The organism is Streptomyces sp. TAA040 (genome assembly GCF_000424845.1).
The window spans coordinates 1-22,021 of sequence record NZ_AUKR01000021.1 but is presented as its reverse complement, the minus strand read 5'-3'; the positions used below and the strand labels follow the sequence as shown (position 1 = coordinate 22,021).

General features: G+C 71.8%; 18 protein-coding genes, 1 tRNA gene and 4 pseudogenes. 16 read left to right on the top strand and 7 right to left on the bottom strand.

Going from position 1 to position 22,021, the window contains the following annotated elements; all coding sequences use genetic code 11:
- Positions 1-87: 87 nt before the first annotated feature.
- Together H300_RS27435 and H300_RS0117230 are read right to left on the bottom strand one after the other, a co-directional pair.
- On the bottom strand, positions 88-939 hold the full coding sequence (locus H300_RS27435; RefSeq protein WP_051270134.1) for a M23 family metallopeptidase: 852 nt from the start codon (positions 937-939) through the stop codon (positions 88-90).
- A 281-nt stretch (positions 940-1,220) separates the two neighbouring features.
- Positions 1,221-1,304: transfer RNA gene (locus H300_RS0117230), tRNA-Leu, on the bottom strand.
- A gap of 421 nt (positions 1,305-1,725) precedes the next feature.
- On the opposite strand from H300_RS0117230, the gene H300_RS0117225 reads away from it, so the two are divergent.
- From H300_RS0117225 to pknB, 6 genes are all read left to right on the top strand, one after another.
- A complete protein-coding gene (locus H300_RS0117225) occupies positions 1,726-2,517 on the top strand; it encodes a DUF3662 and FHA domain-containing protein (RefSeq protein ID WP_028428431.1) in 792 nt (263 codons plus the stop codon).
- 10 nt (positions 2,518-2,527) lie between these two features.
- Complete coding sequence (locus tag H300_RS0117220; protein WP_028428430.1) at positions 2,528-3,028, top strand: FHA domain-containing protein FhaB/FipA; 501 nt, start codon at positions 2,528-2,530, stop codon at positions 3,026-3,028.
- Between the two features lie 21 nt (positions 3,029-3,049).
- Positions 3,050-4,651, top strand: coding sequence for a Stp1/IreP family PP2C-type Ser/Thr phosphatase (locus H300_RS0117215; protein WP_028428429.1), 1,602 nt, complete (start codon positions 3,050-3,052; stop codon positions 4,649-4,651).
- Positions 4,652-4,665: 14 nt separating this feature from the next.
- On the top strand, positions 4,666-6,054 hold the full coding sequence (locus H300_RS0117210) for an FtsW/RodA/SpoVE family cell cycle protein (RefSeq protein ID WP_028428428.1): 1,389 nt from the start codon (positions 4,666-4,668) through the stop codon (positions 6,052-6,054).
- Positions 6,051-7,508, top strand: coding sequence for a peptidoglycan D,D-transpeptidase FtsI family protein (locus H300_RS0117205; protein ID WP_028428427.1), 1,458 nt, complete (start codon positions 6,051-6,053; stop codon positions 7,506-7,508). The genes H300_RS0117210 and H300_RS0117205 overlap by 4 nt, the downstream gene beginning before the upstream one ends.
- Positions 7,509-7,656: 148 nt before the next feature.
- Positions 7,657-9,678: a Stk1 family PASTA domain-containing Ser/Thr kinase gene (gene pknB / locus H300_RS0117200; protein WP_028428426.1), complete on the top strand. Its 2,022-nt coding sequence runs from the start codon at positions 7,657-7,659 to the stop codon at positions 9,676-9,678.
- Positions 9,679-9,824: 146 nt separating this feature from the next.
- Here the strand turns inward: pknB and H300_RS0117195 are convergent, their stop codons facing one another.
- Positions 9,825-10,490 carry a DUF5324 family protein gene (locus H300_RS0117195; protein WP_028428425.1) on the bottom strand — a complete coding sequence of 222 codons (666 nt, stop codon included), beginning with the start codon at positions 10,488-10,490 and terminating at the stop codon, positions 9,825-9,827.
- A gap of 334 nt (positions 10,491-10,824) precedes the next feature.
- On the opposite strand from H300_RS0117195, the gene H300_RS0117190 reads away from it, so the two are divergent.
- A complete protein-coding gene (locus H300_RS0117190) occupies positions 10,825-11,352 on the top strand; it encodes a peptidylprolyl isomerase (protein ID WP_028428424.1) in 528 nt (175 codons plus the stop codon).
- Between the two features lie 207 nt (positions 11,353-11,559).
- The gene (locus tag H300_RS0117185; protein WP_028428423.1) at positions 11,560-12,453 is read left to right on the top strand and encodes a rhomboid family intramembrane serine protease; all 894 of its coding nucleotides are present in this window, start codon (positions 11,560-11,562) and stop codon (positions 12,451-12,453) included.
- A gap of 397 nt (positions 12,454-12,850) precedes the next feature.
- Here H300_RS0117185 and crgA read toward each other — a convergent pair whose 3' ends face one another.
- Complete coding sequence (crgA, locus tag H300_RS0117180; protein WP_028428422.1) at positions 12,851-13,114, bottom strand: cell division protein CrgA; 264 nt, start codon at positions 13,112-13,114, stop codon at positions 12,851-12,853.
- A 99-nt stretch (positions 13,115-13,213) separates the two neighbouring features.
- Here crgA and H300_RS0117175 point away from each other — a divergent pair, with 99 nt between their 5' ends.
- The 6 genes from H300_RS0117175 to H300_RS0117150 all read left to right on the top strand — a co-directional run bounded on the left by H300_RS0117175 (position 13,214) and on the right by H300_RS0117150 (position 18,508).
- Positions 13,214-13,951, top strand: coding sequence for a DUF881 domain-containing protein (locus H300_RS0117175; protein ID WP_028428421.1), 738 nt, complete (start codon positions 13,214-13,216; stop codon positions 13,949-13,951).
- A gap of 228 nt (positions 13,952-14,179) precedes the next feature.
- Positions 14,180-14,335, top strand: a complete 156-nt coding sequence (locus tag H300_RS31140; protein ID WP_028428420.1) for a hypothetical protein — start codon at positions 14,180-14,182, stop codon at positions 14,333-14,335.
- A 76-nt stretch (positions 14,336-14,411) separates the two neighbouring features.
- On the top strand, positions 14,412-15,038 hold the full coding sequence (locus H300_RS0117165) for an aminodeoxychorismate/anthranilate synthase component II (RefSeq protein ID WP_028428419.1): 627 nt from the start codon (positions 14,412-14,414) through the stop codon (positions 15,036-15,038).
- Positions 15,039-15,139: 101 nt separating this feature from the next.
- Entirely contained in the window at positions 15,140-16,336 is a 1,197-nt protein-coding gene (locus H300_RS0117160) for a class E sortase (protein ID WP_486583922.1), read from the top strand.
- A 48-nt stretch (positions 16,337-16,384) separates the two neighbouring features.
- A complete protein-coding gene (locus H300_RS27430) occupies positions 16,385-17,248 on the top strand; it encodes a class E sortase (RefSeq protein ID WP_486583920.1) in 864 nt (287 codons plus the stop codon).
- 165 nt (positions 17,249-17,413) lie between these two features.
- Positions 17,414-18,508, top strand: a complete 1,095-nt coding sequence (locus tag H300_RS0117150; RefSeq protein ID WP_028428417.1) for a BRO-N domain-containing protein — start codon at positions 17,414-17,416, stop codon at positions 18,506-18,508.
- Here H300_RS0117150 and H300_RS30395 read toward each other — a convergent pair.
- The 3 pseudogenes from H300_RS30395 to H300_RS30385 all read right to left on the bottom strand — a co-directional run.
- Positions 18,497-19,113: pseudogene (locus H300_RS30395) on the bottom strand (sugar phosphate isomerase/epimerase family protein); the annotation flags it as partial. The gene H300_RS0117150 and the pseudogene H300_RS30395 sit on opposite strands and share 12 nt — an antisense overlap.
- A pseudogene (locus tag H300_RS30390) lies at positions 19,106-20,057 on the bottom strand (DUF993 family protein); the annotation flags it as partial. The pseudogenes H300_RS30395 and H300_RS30390, both read right to left, overlap by 8 nt.
- Positions 20,058-20,133: 76 nt before the next feature.
- Positions 20,134-20,660, bottom strand: a pseudogene (locus H300_RS30385) (Gfo/Idh/MocA family protein); the annotation flags it as partial.
- A gap of 2 nt (positions 20,661-20,662) precedes the next feature.
- On the opposite strand from H300_RS30385, the pseudogene H300_RS32510 reads away from it, so the two are divergent.
- Positions 20,663-20,957, top strand: a pseudogene (locus tag H300_RS32510) (transposase); the annotation flags it as partial.
- Positions 20,958-21,047: 90 nt separating this feature from the next.
- Positions 21,048-21,935, top strand: coding sequence for a transposase domain-containing protein (locus H300_RS27410; protein ID WP_486583919.1), 888 nt, complete (start codon positions 21,048-21,050; stop codon positions 21,933-21,935).
- The last annotated feature ends 86 nt before the right edge of the window (positions 21,936-22,021 follow it).

Sequence of the window (22,021 nt, the reverse complement as noted above, 5' to 3'; positions counted from 1 at the left end):
AGGCCCATCCGCCCGCGGACGGTCCTCGACCGCGCCGGGCCCCTCCGGCCGCCCCGCCGGGAGCCCCGCCAGGGCGGCCGGACCGCTTCAGGCGCCGTCGTCGGGTACCGCTCCCCCCGCGGGCCCGGCCGGCACGGCAACCAGGGAGTGGGTGTCCTCGGGCACCCCGGACCTCGGCCGCCCGGCGTCGTCCACCCACTCCCAACGGAACGGCAGCCCCCGTGCGGTCCGCACGTCGGGGCCGTCCATGAGCTGGAAGTGCAGGTGCGGTTCGGAGGAGTTGCCGGAGTTCCCGCACTCGGCGAGCTGCTGCCCCGCCTCGACCCGGTCGCCCGCGGCCACCCGCGGGGAGCCGCGCCGCAGGTGGGCCAGGACCGCGTACCCGCCACCGTCGAGTGCGAGGAGCACGTGGTTGCCGAGGAGGTGGCGGGGCGCGCCCAGGCTTCGGACAAAACCCTCCAGCAGGAGGTAGGCGAGGCCGGGCAGCGAGGTACGGGAGAGATGGTCGCGCCGCCCGTCGCGGGCCACGCGCACCACACCGCCGGCCGGGGCCAGGACGGGTGCGCCGAACGACGGGTAGTGCGCGGGCCGTCGACCGAACGGCAGCACCCAGCGGAACGGCGGCGCGGGCGGCCCGTCCGCCGCTTCCGGCAGCGGCTCGTGCTTCAGGTCGATCGCGTAGGTCTGCGCCAGGTGGTGCACATGACTGGGCACCTTCGTCCCGGGGCTGTTGAGCGCCGTCCAGCGCCCGGCCACCGGCACCTCCACCGGGGACGGCGGCACCTCACGGCGCGGGCGCTGGCTGCGTCCCAGCGTCCACCGCATCGCCCCGCCGACCGCGAGCAGTGCGACACCGGTGAACCAGAGCGGCCCCGTCCCCCACCGGTTCACCAGCACGCACAGCGCACCGGCCGCGAACACCGGCCCGTGCCACGTCAACCACGTCCTCGACAATGCTCCCCCGCCGCCCGGTCACCCGGATCGTGTCCCGGAGCCGCCGGGGGCATGCCCGGCATCCCTCGTCGGTGGCTTCCCCGGACCACCCCCGGCCCCGGACGGCGGGCGCGGCGGCGAACCGCCCCGCAACCGCGGTCGGGGACGAGATGACCTCGGCGTCTCTCCGGCGTGCTCACGGTAACAGCAGAACGGCCGCCACCGCTATCACGATGACGACCGTTCGTCGCTTCCGGAAGCACCTGAGAGGTGCCTCGCCGTAACTGTGCGCGAGGGGGGAGTTGAACCCCCACGCCCTTTCGGGCACTGGAACCTGAATCCAGCGCGTCTGCCTATTCCGCCACCCGCGCAAAGGGTGCTGGCGAGACTCTCGCACGTTCTCCGGACCGGCTGTCCGGGCTGGCGAGCGCCTGCCGACAACAAGAAGATTAGCACGGAGCGACCGGTGGTCTCATCCTGCTCCGGCCCCGGCCGGGCACCCCCGCCACCCGGCCGGCACACCCCGTGCGCCCCCGGCACCGGGCCGGGAACCGCCGGATACGCGGCCCCGGGCCCTCCTGGGCGCACGAGCCGCCGCGGGTGGGGGACACTGGGAGCCTGACCCCTCTACGATCCGTGTGAGCAGGGACACCGCAGCGCCACGGCACGGAGCGGAACCACTTGTTTCCTCCGCGCGTGGATACGATCAACAACAGCAGCGGCGGCGGCAACGTCGTGCGCTGCCCGAATGCAGCGCACTAGAGCACCGAGGAGTGGGGAAGGAGGTGCACCGTGGGAGTTCTGAAGCGTTTTGAGCAGCGTATCGAGGGTCTCGTGAACGGCACCTTCGCCAAGGTCTTCAAGTCGGAGGTGCAACCGGTCGAGATCGCGGGCGCGCTCCAGCGGGAGTGCGACAACAACGCGACGATCTGGAACCGCGAGCGCACGGTCGTGCCCAACGACTTCATCGTCGAGCTGAGCACCCCGGACTTCGAGCGGCTGAGCCCCTACTCCGGTCAGCTCGGGGACGAGCTGGCGGGCATGGTGCGCGAGTACGCCAAGCAGCAGCGGTACACCTTCATGGGATCGGTGAAGGTCACCCTGGAGCAGGCCGACGACCTCGACACCGGCCTCTACCGGGTGCGCAGCCGCACCCGGGCCTCCAGCACCTCGCAGGCCGGCCCGCCGCCCGGGCACGCGGCCGACGGCGCGGGCGTCCCGCAGTACCGGGGCTCGCCGGCGATGCCGTCGAACGCCCCCCGGATGCCCGCGGCTCCGCCGCCCGGCGCACCGGCCGCAGGCCGGCCCCGGCGGTGGGTGGAGATCAACGGCGACCGGCACCAGATCTCCGGCCAGACCCTCGTACTCGGCCGCTCGACGGAGGCCGACGTCCGCGTCGACGACCCCGGCGTCTCGCGCCGGCACTGCGAGATCCGGGTCGGGTCCCCTGCCTCCGTGCAGGACTTGGGCTCCACAAACGGCATCGTGGTGGACGGGCAGCGGACGACGCACGCTACGCTCCGCGACGGCTCACGGATCGTCGTGGGCAGTACCACGATCATTTACCGGCAAGCCGAAGGGTGAAGCGGGGGCAATGTCAGAGCTGACCCTGACGGTCATGCGGTTGGGTTTTCTCGCCGTACTGTGGCTGTTCGTCATCGTGGCCGTCCAGGTCATCCGCAGCGACCTCTTCGGTACGCGGGTGACTCAGCGGACCGGCCGGCGCGGCGCGGAGCGCCCCGCACCCCGGCAGCAGGCGCCCGCGCCGTCCGGCGGGCGCAACTCCCGCCAGCGGCGCGGCGCTCCGTCGAAACTCGTGGTCTCCGAGGGATCGCTCACCGGCACCACGGTCGCCCTCCAGGGGCAGACCATCACGCTGGGACGGGCGCACGACTCCACGATCGTGCTGGACGACGACTACGCGTCCAGCCGCCATGCCAGGATCTACCCGGACCGCGACGGCCAGTGGATCGTCGAGGACCTCGGCTCCACGAACGGCACCTACCTGGACCGGAACAGACTCACCACACCGACGCCGATCCCGCCCGGAGCGCCGATCCGTATCGGCAAAACGGTCATCGAGCTGCGGAAGTAGTAGAACAATGACGACCGGAGGGTGGGCACCGTGCGGATGTACCCGGAGCCGACAGGCGAGGTGCGCATGAGTCTGTCACTGCGTTTCGCCGCCGGATCGCACGTAGGCATGATCCGCGACCACAACGAGGACTCCGGTTACGCCGGCCCCCGGTTGCTCGCGGTGGCCGACGGCATGGGGGGCCAGGCCGCCGGCGAGGTCGCCAGCTCCGAGACGATCTCCACCATCGTCGGGCTCGACGAGGACGTCCCCGGCTCCGACCTGCTCACCGCCCTGGGCGACTCGGTGCGCCGGGCCAACGAGCAGCTGCGCGGCATGGTCGAGGAGGACCCGCAGCTCGAGGGCATGGGCACCACCCTGACGGCCCTGCTGTGGACGGGACGCAGGCTCGGACTCGTGCACGTCGGCGACTCGCGCGCCTACCTGCTGCGGGACGGCGTCCTCACCCAGATCACCCAGGACCACACCTGGGTGCAGCGGCTCGTGGACGAGGGCCGCATCACGGAGGAGGAGGCCACCACGCACCCGCAGCGCTCGCTGCTGATGCGTGCGCTGGGCAGCGCCGACAACGTCGAGTCCGACCTCTCGATCCGCGAGGTGCGCGCCGGCGACCGATACCTGCTGTGCTCGGACGGCCTCTCCGGGGTGGTCAGCCCCCAGACGATGGAAGAGACCCTGGCGAGCTACCAGGGCCCGCAGGAGACCGTCGAGGAGCTCATCCAGTTGGCGCTGCGCGGCGGCGGCCCCGACAACATCACCGTCATCGTCGCCGACGTGCTCGACGTGGACGCGAACGAGACCCTCGCGGCCCAGCTGAACGACACCCCGGTGATCGTCGGGGCGGTGGCCGAGAGCCAGGGCGCGACCGGCTCCGGCGGGCCTTCGACCCCGGCGGCCCGCGCGGCCGAGCTGAGCAGGCAGTCGGTGCCCGCGCAGCAGACCGGCGCCGAGGCGGACGGATTCGGTCCGCCGGGAAGCGGCGACCCGCACCCGGGGACGGACCAGGCCGCCGGCGAGCAGCCCGTCGGCGGGCGGGCGAAGCCGCGCGGACGCGGCGTCTGGCTGAGGCGGTCCCTGTACCTCGTGCTGGTGCTGGCACTCCTCGGCGGCGGCCTCTACGCGGGTTGGCGCTGGACGAAGACCCAGTACTACGTCGGCGCCGACCAGGAGCGGGTGGCGCTCTACCGGGGCATCAGCCAGAAGCTGGCCTGGCTGGAGCTCAGCGAGGTGCGCGACGGCACCGACATCGAACTCAAGTACCTCCCGACGTACCAGCGCAACCAGGTCCGCGACACGATCGCGATGGGCAGCCTCAGCGACGCCCAGGACAAGATCGGGGAGCTGCGCGGGCAGGCTGAGGTCTGCGAGATCGTCGCCAACCGGAAGCAGGACGCGGCCGAGGACGCGGACAGCAGCCAGCCCGACGCGGACGCCTCGGGGAGCGCGCAGTCCCCCGACGCCACCGGGTCGCCCGACGCCCCGGACTCCACCGAGTCGCCGGCCGCCGACGCCGCCGCGGGGGACGGCGAGTCGGCCGGGAACGAGAACAGCAGCTCGGAGAGCCCCGCGGCGGACCTGGACGAGGGACAGCAGCGGCTCGCCAAGCAGTGCCGAACGCCATAAGGGGCGCAGAGCTCATGAGCAGTGTCAACACCGGCACCACCACCGTCTCGTCCGGCGGGCTGCCCAGCCGTCGGAACACCGAGCTGGCCCTGCTGGTCTTCGCGGTGCTGGTCCCGGTCTTCGCCTACGCGAACGTCGGACTGGCCAAGGACGGCACGGTGCCGGCCGGCATGGTCGGCTACGGCCTGGGGCTCGGTCTGCTCGCGGGCGTCGCGCACCTGGTGGTGCGGAAGTTCGCCCCGTACGCCGACCCGCTGATGCTGCCGATCGCCACCCTGCTCAACGGGCTCGGCCTGGTACTGATCTGGCGGCTCGACCTGGAGCCGGCGCTCCGGCCGGAGAACGCCGCCCCGAGCCAGCTGATGTGGTCGGCCCTGGGCGTGGCGCTGTTCCTGGCGGTGCTGGTCTTCCTGAAGGACCACCGGATCCTCCAGCGCTACACCTACATCTCCATGGTGCTGGCGCTGATCCTGCTGGCCGCGCCGATGTTCTTCCCGGCTGTCAACGGCGCCCGGATCTGGATCACCATCCCCGGTGTCGGCTCACTCCAGCCCGGTGAGTTCGCCAAGATCGTCATCACCGTCTTCTTCGCCGGCTACCTGATGGTCAAGCGGGACGCGCTGGCGCTGGCCAGCCGCCGTTTCATGGGCGTCTACCTGCCGCGCGGCCGCGACCTCGGGCCGATCCTGGTCATCTGGGCCATCAGTCTGATGATCCTGGTCTTCGAGACCGACCTGGGCACCTCGCTGCTGTTCTTCGGCATGTTCGTGGTGATGCTCTACGTCGCCACCGAGCGCACGAGCTGGATCATCTTCGGCCTGCTGCTCTCCACCGCGGGAGCCGTCTTCGTCGCCTCGTTCAACCAGCACGTCGGCGACCGGGTGAGCAACTGGCTCAACCCGCTGGCGCTGCAGAACGGCGGCGTCACCGAGACCGCCCAGGCGATGTTCTCCTTCGGCTCCGGCGGGCTGTTCGGCGCCGGGCTCGGCCAGGGCTACTCCCGGCTGATCGGCGGCATCGCCACCAAGAGCGACTACATCCTGGCCACCGTCGGCGAAGAGCTCGGGCTGACCGGCCTGATGGCCATCCTGCTCCTCTACGGCCTGCTGGTGGAGCGCGGCATCCGGACGGCGCTCGCCGCCCGCGACCCGTTCGGCAAGCTCCTCGCGGTCGGTCTGGCGGGGGCGTTCGCCATCCAGGTCTTCGTGGTCGCCGGCGGTGTCACCGGGCTGATCCCGCTGACCGGTATGACCATGCCGTTCCTCGCCCAGGGGGGCTCCTCGGTGATCGCCAACTGGGCGCTGGTGGCGATCCTGCTGCGGATCAGCGACACCGCCCGCAGACCGGCCCCCGCGCCCGCGCCCAGCCCCGACGCCGAAATGACTCAGGTGGTGAGGTCATGAACAAGCCCTTGCGCAGGATCGCGATCTTCTGCGGCGTACTCGTCCTGGCCCTGCTCGTCCGGGTCAACTGGGTGCAGTTCGTCCAGGCCGACGAGCTCAAGAACCACGAGAACAACCGCCGGGTGGCCATCGAGCGGTACTCGCACCCGCGCGGCGACATCATCGTCGAGGGGAAGGCCGTCACCGGTTCGACCGAGACGGACAGCAGCGACTTCCAGTACAAGCGCACGTACAAGAACGGCGAGATGTGGGCCCCGGTCACCGGCCGCGCCTCGCAGGCCTTCGGCGGCACCCAGCTGGAGGAGATCAACGACTCGATCCTCACCGGCAACGACGACCGGCTCTTCTTCAACCGGACCATCGACATGATGACCGGCAAGCCGCGCGAGGGCGGCAACGTCGTCACCACGCTGGACGCCGCCGCGCAGGAGGCCGCCTTCAAGGGGCTGGGCAGCAAGAAGGGCGCCGTCGCGGCGATCAACCCGCAGACCGGCGAGATCCTCGCCCTGGCCAGCACCCCCTCCTACGACCCCTCACTCATCGCGGGGAACTCGCAGGAGGACGAGGACAACTGGGTGGCCCTCAACGAGGACGAGGACGACCCGATGCTCAACCGGGCGCTGCGTCAGACGTACGCCCCCGGCTCCACGTTCAAGGTCGTCACCGCCGCAGCGGCGCTGGAGAGCGGCAACTACGACATGGACAAGAGCACCGGCATCGAGAGCCCGTTCACGCTGCCGCAGTCGAACCACCAGCTGGGCAACGAGGGCATGGACGCCCAGTGCGACAAGGCCACCCTGCGGGAGGCGCTGCGGCTGTCCTGCAACGCCACCTTCGCCGCGCTCAGCGACGAGATCGGCAACGAGGGCATGATCGAGAAGGCCTCGGAGTTCGGATTCAACGAGGAGCCGTTCGTCCCGGTCCGCGCCGCTGCGAGCGTCTACCCCGAGGACAACGCCCCGCAGAACGCCCAGGCCGGCATCGGCCAGGCGTCGAACCGGGCGACCCCGCTCCAGATGGCCATGGTGACCTCGGCGATCGCCAACGACGGCGTCCTGATGAAGCCGTACATGGTGGACCGGCTCGAAGGCCCGCGCAGCGTGGTCGAGCAGACCGAGCCGGAGGAGATGAGCGAGCCGCTCTCCGCGGACAACGCGAAGAAGCTCCAGGAGATGATGGAGACGGTGGTCGAGGAGGGCACCGGCTCCAACGCACAGATCCCGGGTGTCAAGGTCGGCGGCAAGACCGGAACCGCCCAGCGCGGCGAGGAGAACAGCGCCAACCCGTACGCCTGGTTCATCTCCTACGCCAAGGACTCCGGCGGCTCGTCGCCGGTGGCGGTGGCCGTCGTCGTCGAGGACAGCGACGCCGCCCGCGGCGACATCTCCGGTGGCGGCCTCGCGGCGCCGATCGCCACCGATGTGATGAACGCCATTCTCGGGGACAAGGGCTGAGCATGCGGGGGAATCCGAACCCGACCGCTGAAGGCCCGGTGCCCCGGAAGCTCCCGGCCGCGTACAGCGCTCCGGGTACGGTATCCCGAGCAGCACACCGCCGGGCCCCACACCGGTGCGGCCGGGACGAACGGAGAGGGCTGGAGATATGGACGAGCCGCGTCGCCTAGGCGGCCGGTACGAGCTGGGCCAGGTGCTCGGCCGAGGCGGCATGGCCGAGGTGCACCTCGCCCACGACACCCGCCTGGGCCGCACCGTCGCCGTGAAGACGCTGCGGACGGACCTCGCCCGTGACCCGTCGTTCCAGGCCCGCTTCCGGCGTGAGGCCCAGTCGGCCGCCTCGTTGAACCACCCGGCGATCGTCGCGGTGTACGACACCGGCGAGGACTACGTCGAGGGTGTCTCCATCCCGTACATCGTGATGGAGTACGTGGACGGCTCCACGCTGCGGGAACTGCTGCACTCGGGCAGGAAGCTGCTGCCGGAGCGGTCCATGGAGATGTGCATCGGCATCCTCCAGGCGCTGGAGTACAGCCACCGCAACGGCATCGTGCACCGGGACATCAAACCGGCCAACGTCATGCTCACCCGGACCGGCCAGGTCAAGGTGATGGACTTCGGCATCGCGCGCGCCATGGGCGACTCCGGGATGACGATGACCCAGACGGCCGCCGTCATCGGCACCGCCCAGTACCTCTCGCCCGAGCAGGCCAAGGGCGAGCAGGTGGACGCCCGGAGCGACCTCTACTCCACCGGTTGCCTGCTGTACGAACTCCTCACGGTCCGGCCGCCGTTCGTCGGCGACTCGCCGGTCGCCGTGGCGTACCAGCACGTCCGCGAGGAAGCGCAGCCGCCGAGCACCTTCGATCCGGAGATCACCTCCGAGCAGGACGCGATCGTGCTCAAGGCGCTCGCGAAGGACCGCGACTACCGCTACCAGTCGGCGGACGAGATGCGGGCCGACATCGAGGCCTCCCTCGACGGCCAGCCGGTCGGCGCCGCCGCGATGGGCGCGGTCGGCTACGGCGCCTACGGCGCGGGCGAGGACCGCCCCACCCAGGCGCTGCGCACCCAGGACGACCGCACGTCCATGCTGCCGCCGATGCGCGCCGATGACGGCGGGTACGGCTACGACGAGGGCCGGGCCGCGAGCCGCGGCCGGCGCCAGCAGAAGAAGAACAACCTCTCGACCGTCCTCCTGGTGGCCGCCGTCGCCTTCATCCTGGTGGGCGCCGTGGTCATGGGCAGGGTCTTCTTCGGCGGCTCCGGCAGCTCGGAGGTCCCGGTGCCCAACCTCAAGGGCCAGACGGTCGAGGAGGCCACCCAGAGCGCGAGCAACGCCCGGCTGGAGATCCAGGAGGGCGAGAGCAAGAACTGCGAGGAGGAGAAGGGGACCGTCTGCGAGACGCAGCCCGCGGCCGGTACCGAGGTCGCCGAGGGCAGCACCGTCGTCCTCGTCCTCTCCGACGGCCCGGCCCCGGTCGAGGTGCCGGACGTGACCGGCCAGGACGAGAACGAGGCCTCCTCCACTCTGCAGGACGCCGGGTTCAAGGTGGAGACGAAGGACGTCACCTCGGGCACCGAGGAGGAGGGGACGGTCACCGAGCAGGACCCGGCGGCGGGCAACCGCATCGAACGCGAGTCCACCGTCACCCTCTCGGTCGTCCGGACCACGACGGTGACCGTCCCCGACGTCACCGGCCGCGACTTCGCCGCCGCCGAGCAGCAGTTGGAGGCCAAGGGCTTCACCGTCGCGCGGACCGACCAGGAGGACGGCGGCCGGCCGGAGAACGAAGTGATCAGCCAGAACCCGGGCGGCAACAGCCAGGCCGAGGAGGGCAGTCAGATCACCCTGACCGTGGCCACGGCACCGGAGCAGGAGACCGTCCGGGTGCCGGAGGTCGCCGGGCAGCAGTTGAAGAACGCCCGCAAGACACTGGAGGAGGCCGGTCTCCAGGTCCAGGTGCAGGGCCCCCAGGACGACCAGGCACGGGTGGTGGCCACCTCTCCCGGCGCCGACGAGGAGGTCGCGAAGGACTCGGCCGTCACCCTCACCACGCTCCCGGACAGTCAGAACGGCGGTCAGAGCGGCGGTCAGAACGGCGGCGGTGACGAGGGCGTGATCGGCGGCATCATCCAGGGCCAGAACGGCGGCCGGGACGACGACTGACCGGCTCCCGTACGTGCGCGAAGGGGCGGGCCACCCGAACGATCCGGGTGGCCCGCCCCTTCGCGTACCGGTAACGGCGCCGTGTCCCTCGGGGGCCGGGCCCGCGCGGGAGTCCCGCAGCGGGGCCGGGCCGACGGGCCCGGGCCTCAGCGGCCCTTCTTCTCGCCGCTCTCCTCCGACTCCGCCTGCTTGGCCTGGACCTCCGGGTCCAGCGGCGAGCCGTCACGGACGGCTCCGTCCACGCTGCCGTCCACGGAGCCCAGCGGGGAGCGGTCGTCGACCTCGGTGGCGGCCGGCGGCTCGACAAGCCAGTCCGGGTTGGCCTGCTTCTCCCACCAGCGCCACGCGGCCACTCCTGCGCCCGCCAGCAGTCCGAGGACGGCGACCCGCTTGAACGCCTTGCCGGTGCGCGCCCGGCGGGTCCGTCGGCGGGTGATCTTCTCCACGTCGGCGGCGGTCACCTCGCCGCGCAGCGCGGCGAGCGCGGCGGCCGAGCGGGCGACCGCCTCCTCGCGCGCCGGTCCGGCAGCGGCGCGCGCCGCCTCGACGCGCGGGGCGGCGTACTCCGCCGCGTGCTTGGCGGCCTTCCGGGACCGCTTGGCCGCACGCGACGCAGCCTGGTCCACGGCAGGCGGCAGCGTGTCGCGGGCGTGCGCGAGACGCGGTGCAAGCCGGCCCTCGTACTGCTCAAGTGCCACGTGCTGGGCCTGCTTCGCCGCGGTGCTCATCTTCGGTGAGACCACGTCCGCGAAGTGCCGTGCGTTCTCCTTCGCGGTACCGGTCGCGGCGCGCAGGCCGTCCTTGCGAGTCACGGGGATCCTCCTCCTAGGTGGCGCTGGTCCCGGGGCGTTTCCCGGTGGAGACGGAAGCTCCTCCACCCATGCGCCTTTACACCTGCGCCAGGATCATGCCTGCCGACAGGGATACGGCATGTGCGGTCGAGCGTCCGGGTCCCGGGGTACCCGATTCCGAGGTTTTCAGGCGTGCAGCCGACAATGCCACGATTCGGGCCGTCCCGCGCAGCGTCGGCGGGCAGGCGTGCCGGGCGTCCACCCGTACACCGCAGCCGGTGCACGGTCCGTGCACCGTCGGGCGCTGTCCATGGGAGGATCGGGAATCGACATAGCGGACGATGGAAGGTAGATCGTGGCTGAGCAGCTCTACGCCACCCTGAAGACCAACCACGGCGACATCGTGATCGAGCTCTTCCCGAATCACGCGCCGAAGACGGTCAAGAACTTCGTCGAGCTCGCCGAGGGCTCGCGCGAGTGGACGCACCCGGCCACCGGCAAGAAGTCGACCGACCGGCTCTACGACGGCACCGTCTTCCACCGGGTGATCAGCGGCTTCATGCTCCAGGGCGGGGACCCGCTGGGCAACGGCACCGGAGGTCCGGGCTACGAGTTCGGTGACGAGTTCCACCCGGACCTCGCCTTCGACCGCCCGTACCTGCTGGCGATGGCGAACGCCGGCCCGGGCACCAACGGCTCGCAGTTCTTCGTCACCGTCGCCCCGACGGCCTGGCTGACCGGCAAGCACAGCATCTTCGGCGAGGTCACCGGAGAGGCGAGCAGGAAGGTCGTGGACGCCATCGGCGCCACCAAGACCAACCCGCGCACCGACCGCCCGGTCGAGGACGTGGTCATCGAGTCGGTCGTCATCGAGCGCCGCTGAGACGCCCCGGCCGCCGGGACGCGTTCCGCCCCTCCGACGCGGGGGCGGGCGGCGCGTCCGCGGGCCGCTCGGGAACCCTGCCGCCCCACCTGTCGTAGTAACAGGTGGGGCGAAGGCGCCCGGGCACCCGTGACGGGGGCGAGGAGGCAGCGGCCCGGGTCGAGCGGGCCCGAGAGCGCAAGCAGCGGGACGGCCGGAAGGGAAGCCATGGCGCAGCAGGACGGTCCGTACGGGCAGTACCGCTTGCCCTGCTGCTACCGGCACCCGGATCGCGAGACGGGCATCAGTTGCACCCGGTGCGACCGCCCGATCTGCCCCGAGTGCATGATCCCCGCCTCGGTCGGCTACCAGTGCCCGGCCTGCGTGCGCGGCGGCTCCGGCACCGGGCACCCCCCGGGCGCCGCCCGGCCCCGCACTCTCGCCGGCGGCACCCTCGTCGCGGACACCCGGCTGGTCACCAAGATCCTGCTCGGCCTCAACCTCGCGGTGTTCGTCGCCGTGCTGTCGGCGGGCGACCGCCTCGTCACCGACCTGGGGATGATCGCGTACGCCCGTCCGGGCCCGTACGCCCTCGACTGGATCGGCGTCGCGGACGGCGAGTGGTACCGCCTGCTGTCCTCGGCCTTCCTCCACCAGGAGATCTGGCACATCGGCTTCAACATGATGGCGCTGTGGTTCCTGGGGCCACCCCTGGAGGCGGCGCTGGGCCGCTCGCGCTTCCTCACGCTCTACCTGCTCTCCGCTCTCGGCGGGAACGCGTTCACCTACTGGCTGATGGCGCAGAACCAGCTCTCGCTGGGCGCCTCCGGCGCGATCTTCGGGCTCTTCGGTGCCACCGCCGTCCTGATGCGCCGGATGCGCCACGACATCCGCCCGATCATGGTGCTGCTGGCCGTCAACCTGGTGATCACCTTCCTGCCCGGGCTGAACATCGCCTGGCAGGCCCACCTGGGCGGGCTGATCACCGGAGCCGCTCTCGCCGTCGCGATGGTGCAGGCCCCCCGCACGCACCGGCTGGCCGTGCAGGTCGGCAGCTGCGTGCTGGTCGGCCTGCTGCTGCTGGCGGCGGTTCTGATCCGCACGGTGCTGCTCGTCGGCTGAGCGTCGGCGGCCGTGCGGCCCGTGCTTTACCCACAGCTCTGGCCTGAGTTATCCACAGCCAGTAGCGGATCTTGTGCATGAAGCACACAGGGCCGCACCGGTGTGCGACCGGTCGCACACCGGTGCGTCTCCCCAGGGAGACAGGGGGTGATCACACCCCGGGCGGCCGTACGCCGGTAGCAACAGCGTCAACCTCATGAGAGTTATCCACAGATCGTCTGAACTTTTCCCAGCCCTGTGGACAACCTGTGGAAAACCCGGTCCGCGCCACTCCGGGGGAACGACGGGAACCCGCGGACGGGACCGCATGCGGGTGCTGCGGAGCGTCGGGCCCGCCGGCCCGGTGCTCCCGGGTGAGGAGTGCTACGGGGTGGGGCACACGGGACGGGCGGGGATCTTACTTCCACTGAGTGGAGACGACGAACCCCACCGCGATGAACCCGAACCCGACCACGATGTTCCAGTTGCCGAGCGCGTCCACCGGAAGCGAGCCCTCGGTCACGTAGAACACCACGATCCAGGCGAGCCCGATCGCGAACATCGCCAGCATCAGGGGGGCGACCCAGCTCCGGCCGGAGCCCATGTCCAGCTTCGTCTGCTTGGCCTTCGCCTCCGGAGGCGTGTAGTCGTCCTTCTTCTTGCGGATACGTGACTTCGGCACGAGGGGGTCTCCTGTCGATGCGCTGTGACCGCGCGGAACTGATGCTGGTGTGGTCCGTTAGCGTAGTGCTTCCGTGCGGCGGAAGGAGACAAGGGTACGGTGACCATTTCCCACCTCCGGCCTGCCCGGCTGGCAAGCATCGCAGTCTTCGCCCTGGCGGGGTTGATTTTCTGGGTCAGTTTCGACACCGCCCAGGGTACGAACCTCCGGAGCGACGAGTCCATGCTGCGGTTCTCCGATCTCATCGAGCAGCGCAGCGACGAGAACGAGGACCTGGAGTCCGCCACCTCCCGGCTCCGCGACGAGGTGTCCGCCCTGGCGGACGGCGACACCGGCAGTTCGGCCTCCGAGAAGCGCGCGCTGAGTCGGACGGAGCAGGCGGCCGGCGCGAAGGAGCTCGAGGGGAGCGCGCTCAGCGTCACCCTCACCGACGCGCCACCCGACGCCGAGTCCCGGGTGAACTGGGCCCCCGCACCGCAGCCGGACGACCTGGTGATCCACCAGCAGGACCTCCAGGCGGTCGTGAACGCGCTCTGGCAGGGCGGCGCCCGAGGTATCCAGGTGATGGACCAGCGGTTGATCTCGACCAGCGCGGTGCGCTGCGTCGGCAACACCCTCATCCTTCAGGGCCGCCTGTACTCACCCCCGTACACGGTCACCGCGGTCGGCGACCCGGACGAACTGCGGGACACTCTGGAGTCCGCACCCGCCATCGAGACCTACCAGCGGTACGTGGAGGCCTACGGCCTCGGCTGGGAGGTCGAGGAGAAGGAGGAGGCGACGCTGCCGGGCTACTCCGGGTCGGTGGACCTCCACCACGCCGAGCCCGTCGAGTGACCGCTCCCGCGTGAGCACCCGGCGCGCGGCCGCTCCCGGGTGAGGTGCGGCGAACGCGACCGCTCCCGGGCGGGCGCGTGGCGGTGGGAGCCGCCGGACGACCCTGCCCGCACGGGTCGTGACCGACGGCACGTGCGGTGCCTTCACGGACCGCCCCCCGGCGAGGGGGCCGGACCCGTACTCTGGTACGGCGCGACAGGCGCACACGGAAAGGGCGGCACCTCGGACATGTACGGCTGGATCTGGCGGCATCTGCCGGGGAACACACCGGTACGGGCGGTGCTGTCCGCCCTTCTGGCGCTGGCCACGGTGCTCACGCTGTTCCAGTACGTCTTCCCGTGGGCGGAACCCCTGCTGCCGTTCAACGACGTCACCGTCGAGTGAACGCGGCCCCGGCGCCATGTGCCCGGCGCCGCCGCACCGATGAGACCCCACCCGAACCGAAGGCGGACGAGGACTGATGAGCAGCCGGATTCTCGTGGTCGACAACTACGACAGTTTCGTCTTCAACATCGTGCAGTACCTGTACCAGTTGGGCGCGGAGTGCGAGGTGCTGCGCAACGACGAGGTGCGCCCGGAGTACGCGCGGGAGGGCTTCGACGGGGTGCTGCTCTCCCCCGGCCCCGGCGCCCCCGAGCAGGCCGGCGTCTGCATCGAGATGGTGCGGCACTGCGCGGCGGTGAGACTCCCGGTGTTCGGCGTCTGCCTGGGCATGCAGTCGATGGCGGTCGCCTACGGCGGTGTGGTGAACCGGGCCCCGGAGCTGCTGCACGGCAAGACCTCGCCGGTGACCCACGAGGGCAAGGGCGTGTTCGCCGGGCTGCCCTCCCCGTTCACCGCGACCCGCTACCACTCGCTGGCCGCCGAGCCGGACCGGGTCCCCGCCGTCCTGGAGGTGACCGCGCGCACCGACGACGTGGTCATGGGGCTGCGGCACCGCGATCTCCCCGTGGAGGGCGTGCAGTTCCACCCCGAGTCGGTGCTCACCGAGTGGGGGCACCGGATGCTGGCGAACTGGCTCGCTGCCTGCGGCGACGTCGAGGCGGTGGAACGCTCAAGGGGGCTGGCGCCCGTGGTCGGGAGGTGACGGGGTCGTACGACCCGTACGCCGACCCGGAGGCCTTCGAGGCAGCCGTCGGGCGCCTCGCCGACCCGCTCAACGACCCGCTCCCGGAGCCGGGAGCGCCGGTGCCCCCGGCACCGCCGCCGGGCTCCCCGGCGGGAGCGCCCGGGGCGGCTGCGCGGGAGAGTGGGGACGGGCCGGCCTCGCCCTGGTTCCGGCCGCACAGCGCGCCCCCAGCGCCCACCAGCGGTCCCACAACGCACACCGGTCCCCTGCCGCAGCCGGGCCCACCGGAGCCGGGCCCGCCGCGGCGACCCGGCCCGCCCGGGTACGGACGTCCGGCGCCGTATCCCCCGCCGGGCGGCGGGACTGCGGCATCGGCGGCGCCCGCGCACGCCCCGTTCCCGCGGCGGCCGCAGCCCGTCCCACCGCCGTCCACGGCTGACGCCCCCCCGGCTCCCGGCCCGCGCCGGTCCGGTCCGCGCCCGCCCGTGCCGCAGGCGCCCGCGGCAGAGGACGCCGGGGACCACGAGACCGTGGCCCTGCGGACCGCCTCACCCGCTAGCGCCGCCCCCGCTCCCGCCGGAGGAGGGCGGGCGGCGCGCCGTCGGGCCGCCGTGGAGGCGGCCAGGGCCCGCAAGGACACTCCCGCGATCATCGCCAGCAGGGTGGTCGGCGAACTGTTCATCACCACGGGCGTCCTGCTGCTGCTCTTCGTCACCTACCAGTTGTGGTGGACGAACGTGCAGGCGGATCTCCAGGCGGAGGGCGAGGCGCAGAACCTGGAGGAGCAGTGGCAGGGCGGAGGGCCGGACCGCACACCGGACGCCTTTTCCGCCGGTGAGGGCTTCGCCCTGATGTACATCCCGCAGCTCGACGTCCGGGTGCCGGTCGCGGAGGGCATCGACAAGAACGGCGTGCTGGACCGGGGCATGGTCGGCCACTACGACGAAAAGTCGGGTCTGAAGACGGCCATGCCCTGGGACGAGCAGGGCAACTTCTCGGTGGCGGGCCACCGGAACACGCACGGCGAGCCGTTCCGCTACATCAACAAGCTGAGCCCGGGCGACGAGATCGTCGTGGAGACCCGGAGCACGTACTACACGTACGAGATGACGCGCATGCTGCCCTCGACCTCGCCCAGCAACATCGACGTGGTCAGCGAGGTCCCGGAGCAGTCCGGATTCACCGAACCCGGCCGCTATCTCACTCTCACCACCTGCACCCCGGAGTTCACCTCGAAGTACCGGCTCATCGTCTGGGGCAAGATGGTCGAGGAGCGGCCGCGCAGCGAGGGCAAACCGGACGCTCTGGTCGAGTGACGCGCAGCCCGCGGTCGGCGCGGGAGGCGGATGCGGACGGTGGGAAGCGTGCCGAGAACCGAACACGACCCGGTCGGAACCGGGGAGCCGGAGCCAGGTGAGCCCGGCGACTCCGCCGCACCCGGGGAACCCGGCACGGACGGAGAGCCCGGCCCGGACCGGAAACCAGGGGCGGCGTCCGGCACGGACCCGGAGCCGGGCGCGGGCGGGGCTCGGCCGCGGGTCCGGCGCGGCCGGGCCGCCGCGGTCGTCGGTGTGCTCGGCGAACTCCTCATCACCGCGGGGGTGGTGCTCGCTCTCTTCGTGGCCTACTCGCTGTGGTGGACGAACGTGGTGGCCGACCGGGAGTCCGCACGGGAGAGCGAGGAGGTCCGGCAGGACTGGGCCGCCGGGCGCGGGCCGGGCGGGCCGGGCGCGCTGGACACCAAGAACGGCATCGGCTTCCTGCACGTGCCCTCGATGAGCGGTGAGGACATCCTGGTGAAGCCGGGCACCGACCCGAAGGAACTCAACCAGGGCATCGCGGGGTACTACCGGGAGCCGGTGGAGTCGGCGATGCCGTGGGACGAGCAGGGCAACTTCTCGCTCGCCGCCCACCGGGACGGGCACGGCGCGCGGTTCCACAACATCCACCGGATCGAGGAGGGCGACCCGGTGGTGTTCGAGACCAAGGACACCTGGTTCGTCTACCGGGTGCACGCGATCCTGCCGCAGACCTCGAAGTACAACGTGGACGTGCTCGCGCCGGTGCCGAGCGAGTCGGGCCTGGAGGGCGAGGGGCAGTACCTCACTCTGACCACCTGCACCCCGGTCTTCACGTCCGACTACCGCTACGTGGTGTGGGCCGAGCTGGAGCGCACCGAGTCGGTCGACGAGGACCGGGCCCCGCCACCGGAGCTGGCCGGCGGTTGAGCGCGCCCGCTGCCGGACGTCACTTTCGCTCCTTTCCGTCCTACACCCCGCACGCGAGGGCCCGCGGCGGAACGTGGCCAACCACCCCGATCGGGCGAACTTCTGTTTGTCCGGCTGGATTCCGTCCGTCGAACTCCCTACGTTCCGTGCGGGAGGTGGTGCGCGATGCCGCAGGAGCAGCAGCAGACATCGGGGCGGACGGAGGCGGGCGATGCCATAGACATCAGCGACTTCGTCTACGCCGCGACCGGAGCCAGGGTCCGCCGGCTCACCCTGCCGGACGGCGAGCACTGGTTCCCCGCCGCCGACCTCTGCCGGGAGCTCGGACACAGCAACCCGAGCGAGGCGCTGCGCCGCCACGTGCCCGAGAACATGCGGTGCCCGGCTCACCACCTCATGTCCCGTGAGGGCTTGCAGGTCCCGCCCGGTCAGAAGCTGCGCAAGTCGATGGTGCTGGTCAACCTGAACGGGCTGATCCGGCTGGTCAACGGCTGCGCCAAGAGCGGCTGCGAGCCCTTCAAGAACTGGATCACCGAGGTCCTGATCGCCGTCCAGCGGGACGGCTCCTACACGCTGCACCAGTCCGAGGTGCAGCCGCACCCCGAGACGACCGCCGCCTACGCGGTGCCGCAGCAGGTCGCCGACGCGATCGTGCGGCTGGAGGAGCGCAACCTGCGGCTCGACGAGGAGTACGCCGCCACCCGGCGCGAGCTGGTGGCGATGCGCCGCGAGCAGCACGCCCTGCACACCGACCTCACCCGCGCCGTGCACCGCATCGCCGACACCGTCGAGCGCCTCACCGCCCGGCTCTCCCCGGCCGCGCACGCCGACCGCCCCGGGCCCCCGCCGCACCCCGGGCCTCCGGGACCACCGCCACGCCGGGAGCCGCAGGGACACGCGCCGCAGCCCGGCCCCCCGCCGCACGCCGGGCAAGCGACGCAGCCCGGCTCCGGCCAGAGCGGGGCGCCATCCGGTCCCCGGACGGCGGACGAGGTCCTCACCTTCTGGCAGCGCCGCATCACCGTCACTCCCGACATCGCCGCGGTGGCACGTACCCTGCTGCCGGCGCTGGTCCGGCAGGGCCGGATCAGCCGCACCCTGAGCGAGTACGCCGACCGCACCGGCCTGGACGAGCACCGGGTGAACGACTGCCTGCGCGCGCTGCTGCACACCCGCTGCATCAGCCAGCAGGGCTCCGACGCCCGGGGAGCGCCCGTCTACGTCCTCCCCGGCCCGGAGGACCGGGGATCACCCGGGTGACAGGTGGCGGCGGTAGCGGTCGACCGTCTCGGCCAGCACCTGCGCGTCGTCGCGCTCCCACGGCCCGTCGTTGAACGGCTCCACCTTCACCGGTCCGGTGTAGTCGGCGGCCCGCACCCGCTCGTGGCACTATCGCAGGTCGATCACGCCGTCGCCGCGCTGGCCGCGCCCGGTCAGCGCGCCGGCCGGCAGCGGTGCCACCCAGTCGGCGCGTTGGAAGGAGTGGATGCGGCCCGCGGCGCCCGCGCACGATCCCGTCGCCGAGCCGGTCGTCCCACCACAGGTGGTAGGTGTCGACCACCACGCCGACCCGGTCGATCGGGAAGCGCTCGGCCAGGTCGAGTGCCTGCCCCAGGGTGGAGACGACGCAGCGGTCCGCCGCGTGCATCGGGTGCAGCGGCTCGATCGCCAGCCGCACCCCGCGATCGGCGGCGTGGGGCGCCAGTTCGGTCAGCGCCTCGCCGACACGCTCCCGTGCCGCCGCCAGGTCGCGGCTGCCCGCGGGCAGCCCTCCGAGACCAGTACCAGGTGTCGGTGCCCAGCGCGGGGGCCTCGTCGACGGCCGTGCGGTTGTCCGCCAGGGCCGCCCGCCGCTCCGCCGGGTTGGTCGGCGAGTTCGTAGGCGCGGGCGAGAGGCGAGGCGAGCGCGCGGACTGCATCCCGCCGACCATGGCGAAGTGCTCCTGGTACCCGGCCAGCCAGGCAGCAGCAACACTCCCGTCTTGTAGCAGCGGGCCGGCGGGGCGAACAGGTGCCGGGCCAGCGCGACAGACGGGGCGAGGCGCTCGCGGAAGCCCGCGGTGTCACCGGTGCCGAGCACCCGCACGGCCTCGGCCGCGAGCGGACCGAGCGGGTCGAACACCCCGAGTCGGCGCGTGACTGAAGCCTCTCTCGTCGCCGGTCCGGTCCGACAGTCCGGCGATGTCGAGGAAGGTGCCGGTCGCCGCGTCCAGGTCGGTGCTTCCCCAGCAGCCGGTGAACGCCGGGCCGAACGCCTGTCCGATCCAGTGCAGCACCACCGGCTCGGTGGCCTGCCCGAGCAGGTGCCCGTAGACCTCGGCGTAGTCCTCCGGGCCCCGCGCCACCGCGCGGCCAGCGAACGGGAGAGCATGGGGACGGGCTGGACCCCAGCCTGCGTCACCAGTCCCAGTGGCTCCTCGTAGGCGGCGAGGACCTCGGTCTTCGCCGCCGGACCGGAGAGCTGGTCGGTGCCCACCCCGCAGACAAGGCGGCCCCCGACCGAGGCGGCCTCGGCCGCCGAGCGGCGGATCAGCTCGGCCGCGCGCGGCCAGTCCAGGTCCATGCCGCGCTGAGCGGTGTCCATCGCCTCGGCGACACCCAGCCCGTGCGACCACAGGTGGTGGCGGAAGGCGAGGGTCGCGTCCCAGTCCACCTCGGGCGGCCCGTCGGGGGGAGACGTCCGCGAGGGGTCGGCGACCACATGAGCGGCGGCGATGACCACCCGCGAGGTGAGCGGCGGGAGGCCGGTCGGCGCCCCGCCAGCGGCGGAACCGGCGTCCCCGGCGGACGGGGCGGACAGGGCGGACAGGGCGGACAGGGCGGACAGGGCGGACGGGTTCAGGGGTGAGCGCGGAGGGTGCCGTCCGCGCGCGGCAGCCGGATACTCACAGGCTCGGCTCCGGCACCTCGACGCGGCTGCCCTCGGCGGCCGAGCGCAGCCCCAACTCGGCGAGTTGGACACCGCGCGCACTCGTCAGCAGGTCCCATGGGTGCGGCTCGCCGAGCGCGACGTGCCGCAGGAAGAGCTCCCACTGGGTCTTGAAGCCGTTGTCACCAGGGTCGTTGTCCGGAGGTCGTTCAGCGCGTACTCCCAGTGCGGGAACATGTCGACGACGATGCCGCCGCCGTCCTCGGCACGGTGGTTCCACGACGGATGCTGCCCCTGCTGTCAATCGCCCTCGAAGACCCAGTAGCCGAACTCGCCGCGGACGGAGGGCGCCTCGCCGAAGAACCCGCCGTCGAGCAGCCGCTTGAGCTCGCGCAGGCCCGGCAGGAACAGCTTGTCCTGGAGGACCCCGTGCTCGATGCCCGCCGCGCGCGCCTGCCGCGCCAGGCCGAGCGCCCCGGCGAGCGAACCGGCGGTGGGCTTCTCGGTGTAGATGTGCTTGCCCGCGGCAATCGCCCGGCTGAGCGGAGGAACTGCTGGCGTTCTACGACTTCCCGGCCGAGCACTGGATCCACTTGCGGACCACCAACCCGGTCGAGTCGACTTCTCGACGGTCAAGCTCCGCACCAGGGTCACCCGCGGGGCCGGCAGCCCGGCTGCGGCCCTGGCGATGGTGTTCAGCCGGGTCGAGTCCGCCCAGGCCCGCTGGCGGGCGGTCACCGGAGCCGACCTCGTCCCCCCCTGGTCCGTACGGGCGCCCGGTTCGGGAACGGCATCCTGGTCGAACGTCCGCAGGTCAACGCCGTTGCGTTTGGCCCCTGAGCTGTACGTCAAGCCCTGCTGAACAGCGCAACGGGACCACCTGGTAGATCAACGATCGGCGAAGAAAGTCGATCAAGGTCAGGGGTCCCGTTGCAGGAGAAGTTTGTCATCACGTCCACGATCGAGACAGCCCGGGGTGTTTTCGCGCCGGGTCATCTGGGGGAGTTGACCCAGATCGTGGGTCCCGCGCTGGTGGACGCGGTGCTGGAGGAGACCGGGCGGCGTGAGAAGCGCCTGCGGCTGTTGCCTTCGCGGGTGGTGGTGTATTTCGTGCTCGCTCTCGCGCTGTTCGAGCACCACTCGTACCGCACGGTGTGGTCCAAACGGACCGCCGCCCTGACCCCGCTGGCCTTGGTGCGCCCTGCGGTTTCCTCGCTGGCGCGGGCCAGGCGCAGGGTGGGGGCCGCGCCTCTGCGGTGTCTGTTCGAGGCGCTTGCCGGGCCCGTCGCCCGCGCCGGGCAGGCAGGGTCCTTCTACCGGGGTCTGCGCACGGTGGCCGTTGACGGGACCCTGCTGCACACCCCCGACGACGAGACGCTCACCTGGCGCTACCCCAAGCGGGCCGGGGAGAGTCTGGAGTTCGGCTATCCGCTCCTGCGGCTGCTGGCCTTGGTCGAGTGCGGCACCCGCGCGCTCATAGCCGCCGCCTTCGGACCGGAATCCGAGGGTGAACTCCCTTATGCCAAGCGGCTTCTGGCCGCCCTGGACGAGACGATGCTCCTGCTGGCCGACTCGGCCTTCGACGGCGAGTTCCTTGATGCCGTCCACCAGAGCGGGGCACGGTTCCTGGTGCGCTCCGGGGCCCGCCGCGTTCCCACCCCCGCCGAGCACCTGGGCGACGGCTCCTACATCGCCCGCATCGGCTACGGCGTCCTGCGGGTGCTACTACCGGTGCGCGTGATCGAGGCGACCCTCACCATCACCCTGGCCGATGGCCGATGGCCGATGGCACGGTGCGCACCGAGCAGTGGCGGCTGATCACCAACCTGCTCGACCCCGTCGGCTATCCGGCGGCCGAACTCGTCGATCTCTATCACCGCAGGTGGGAAGCGGAAACCGCGTAT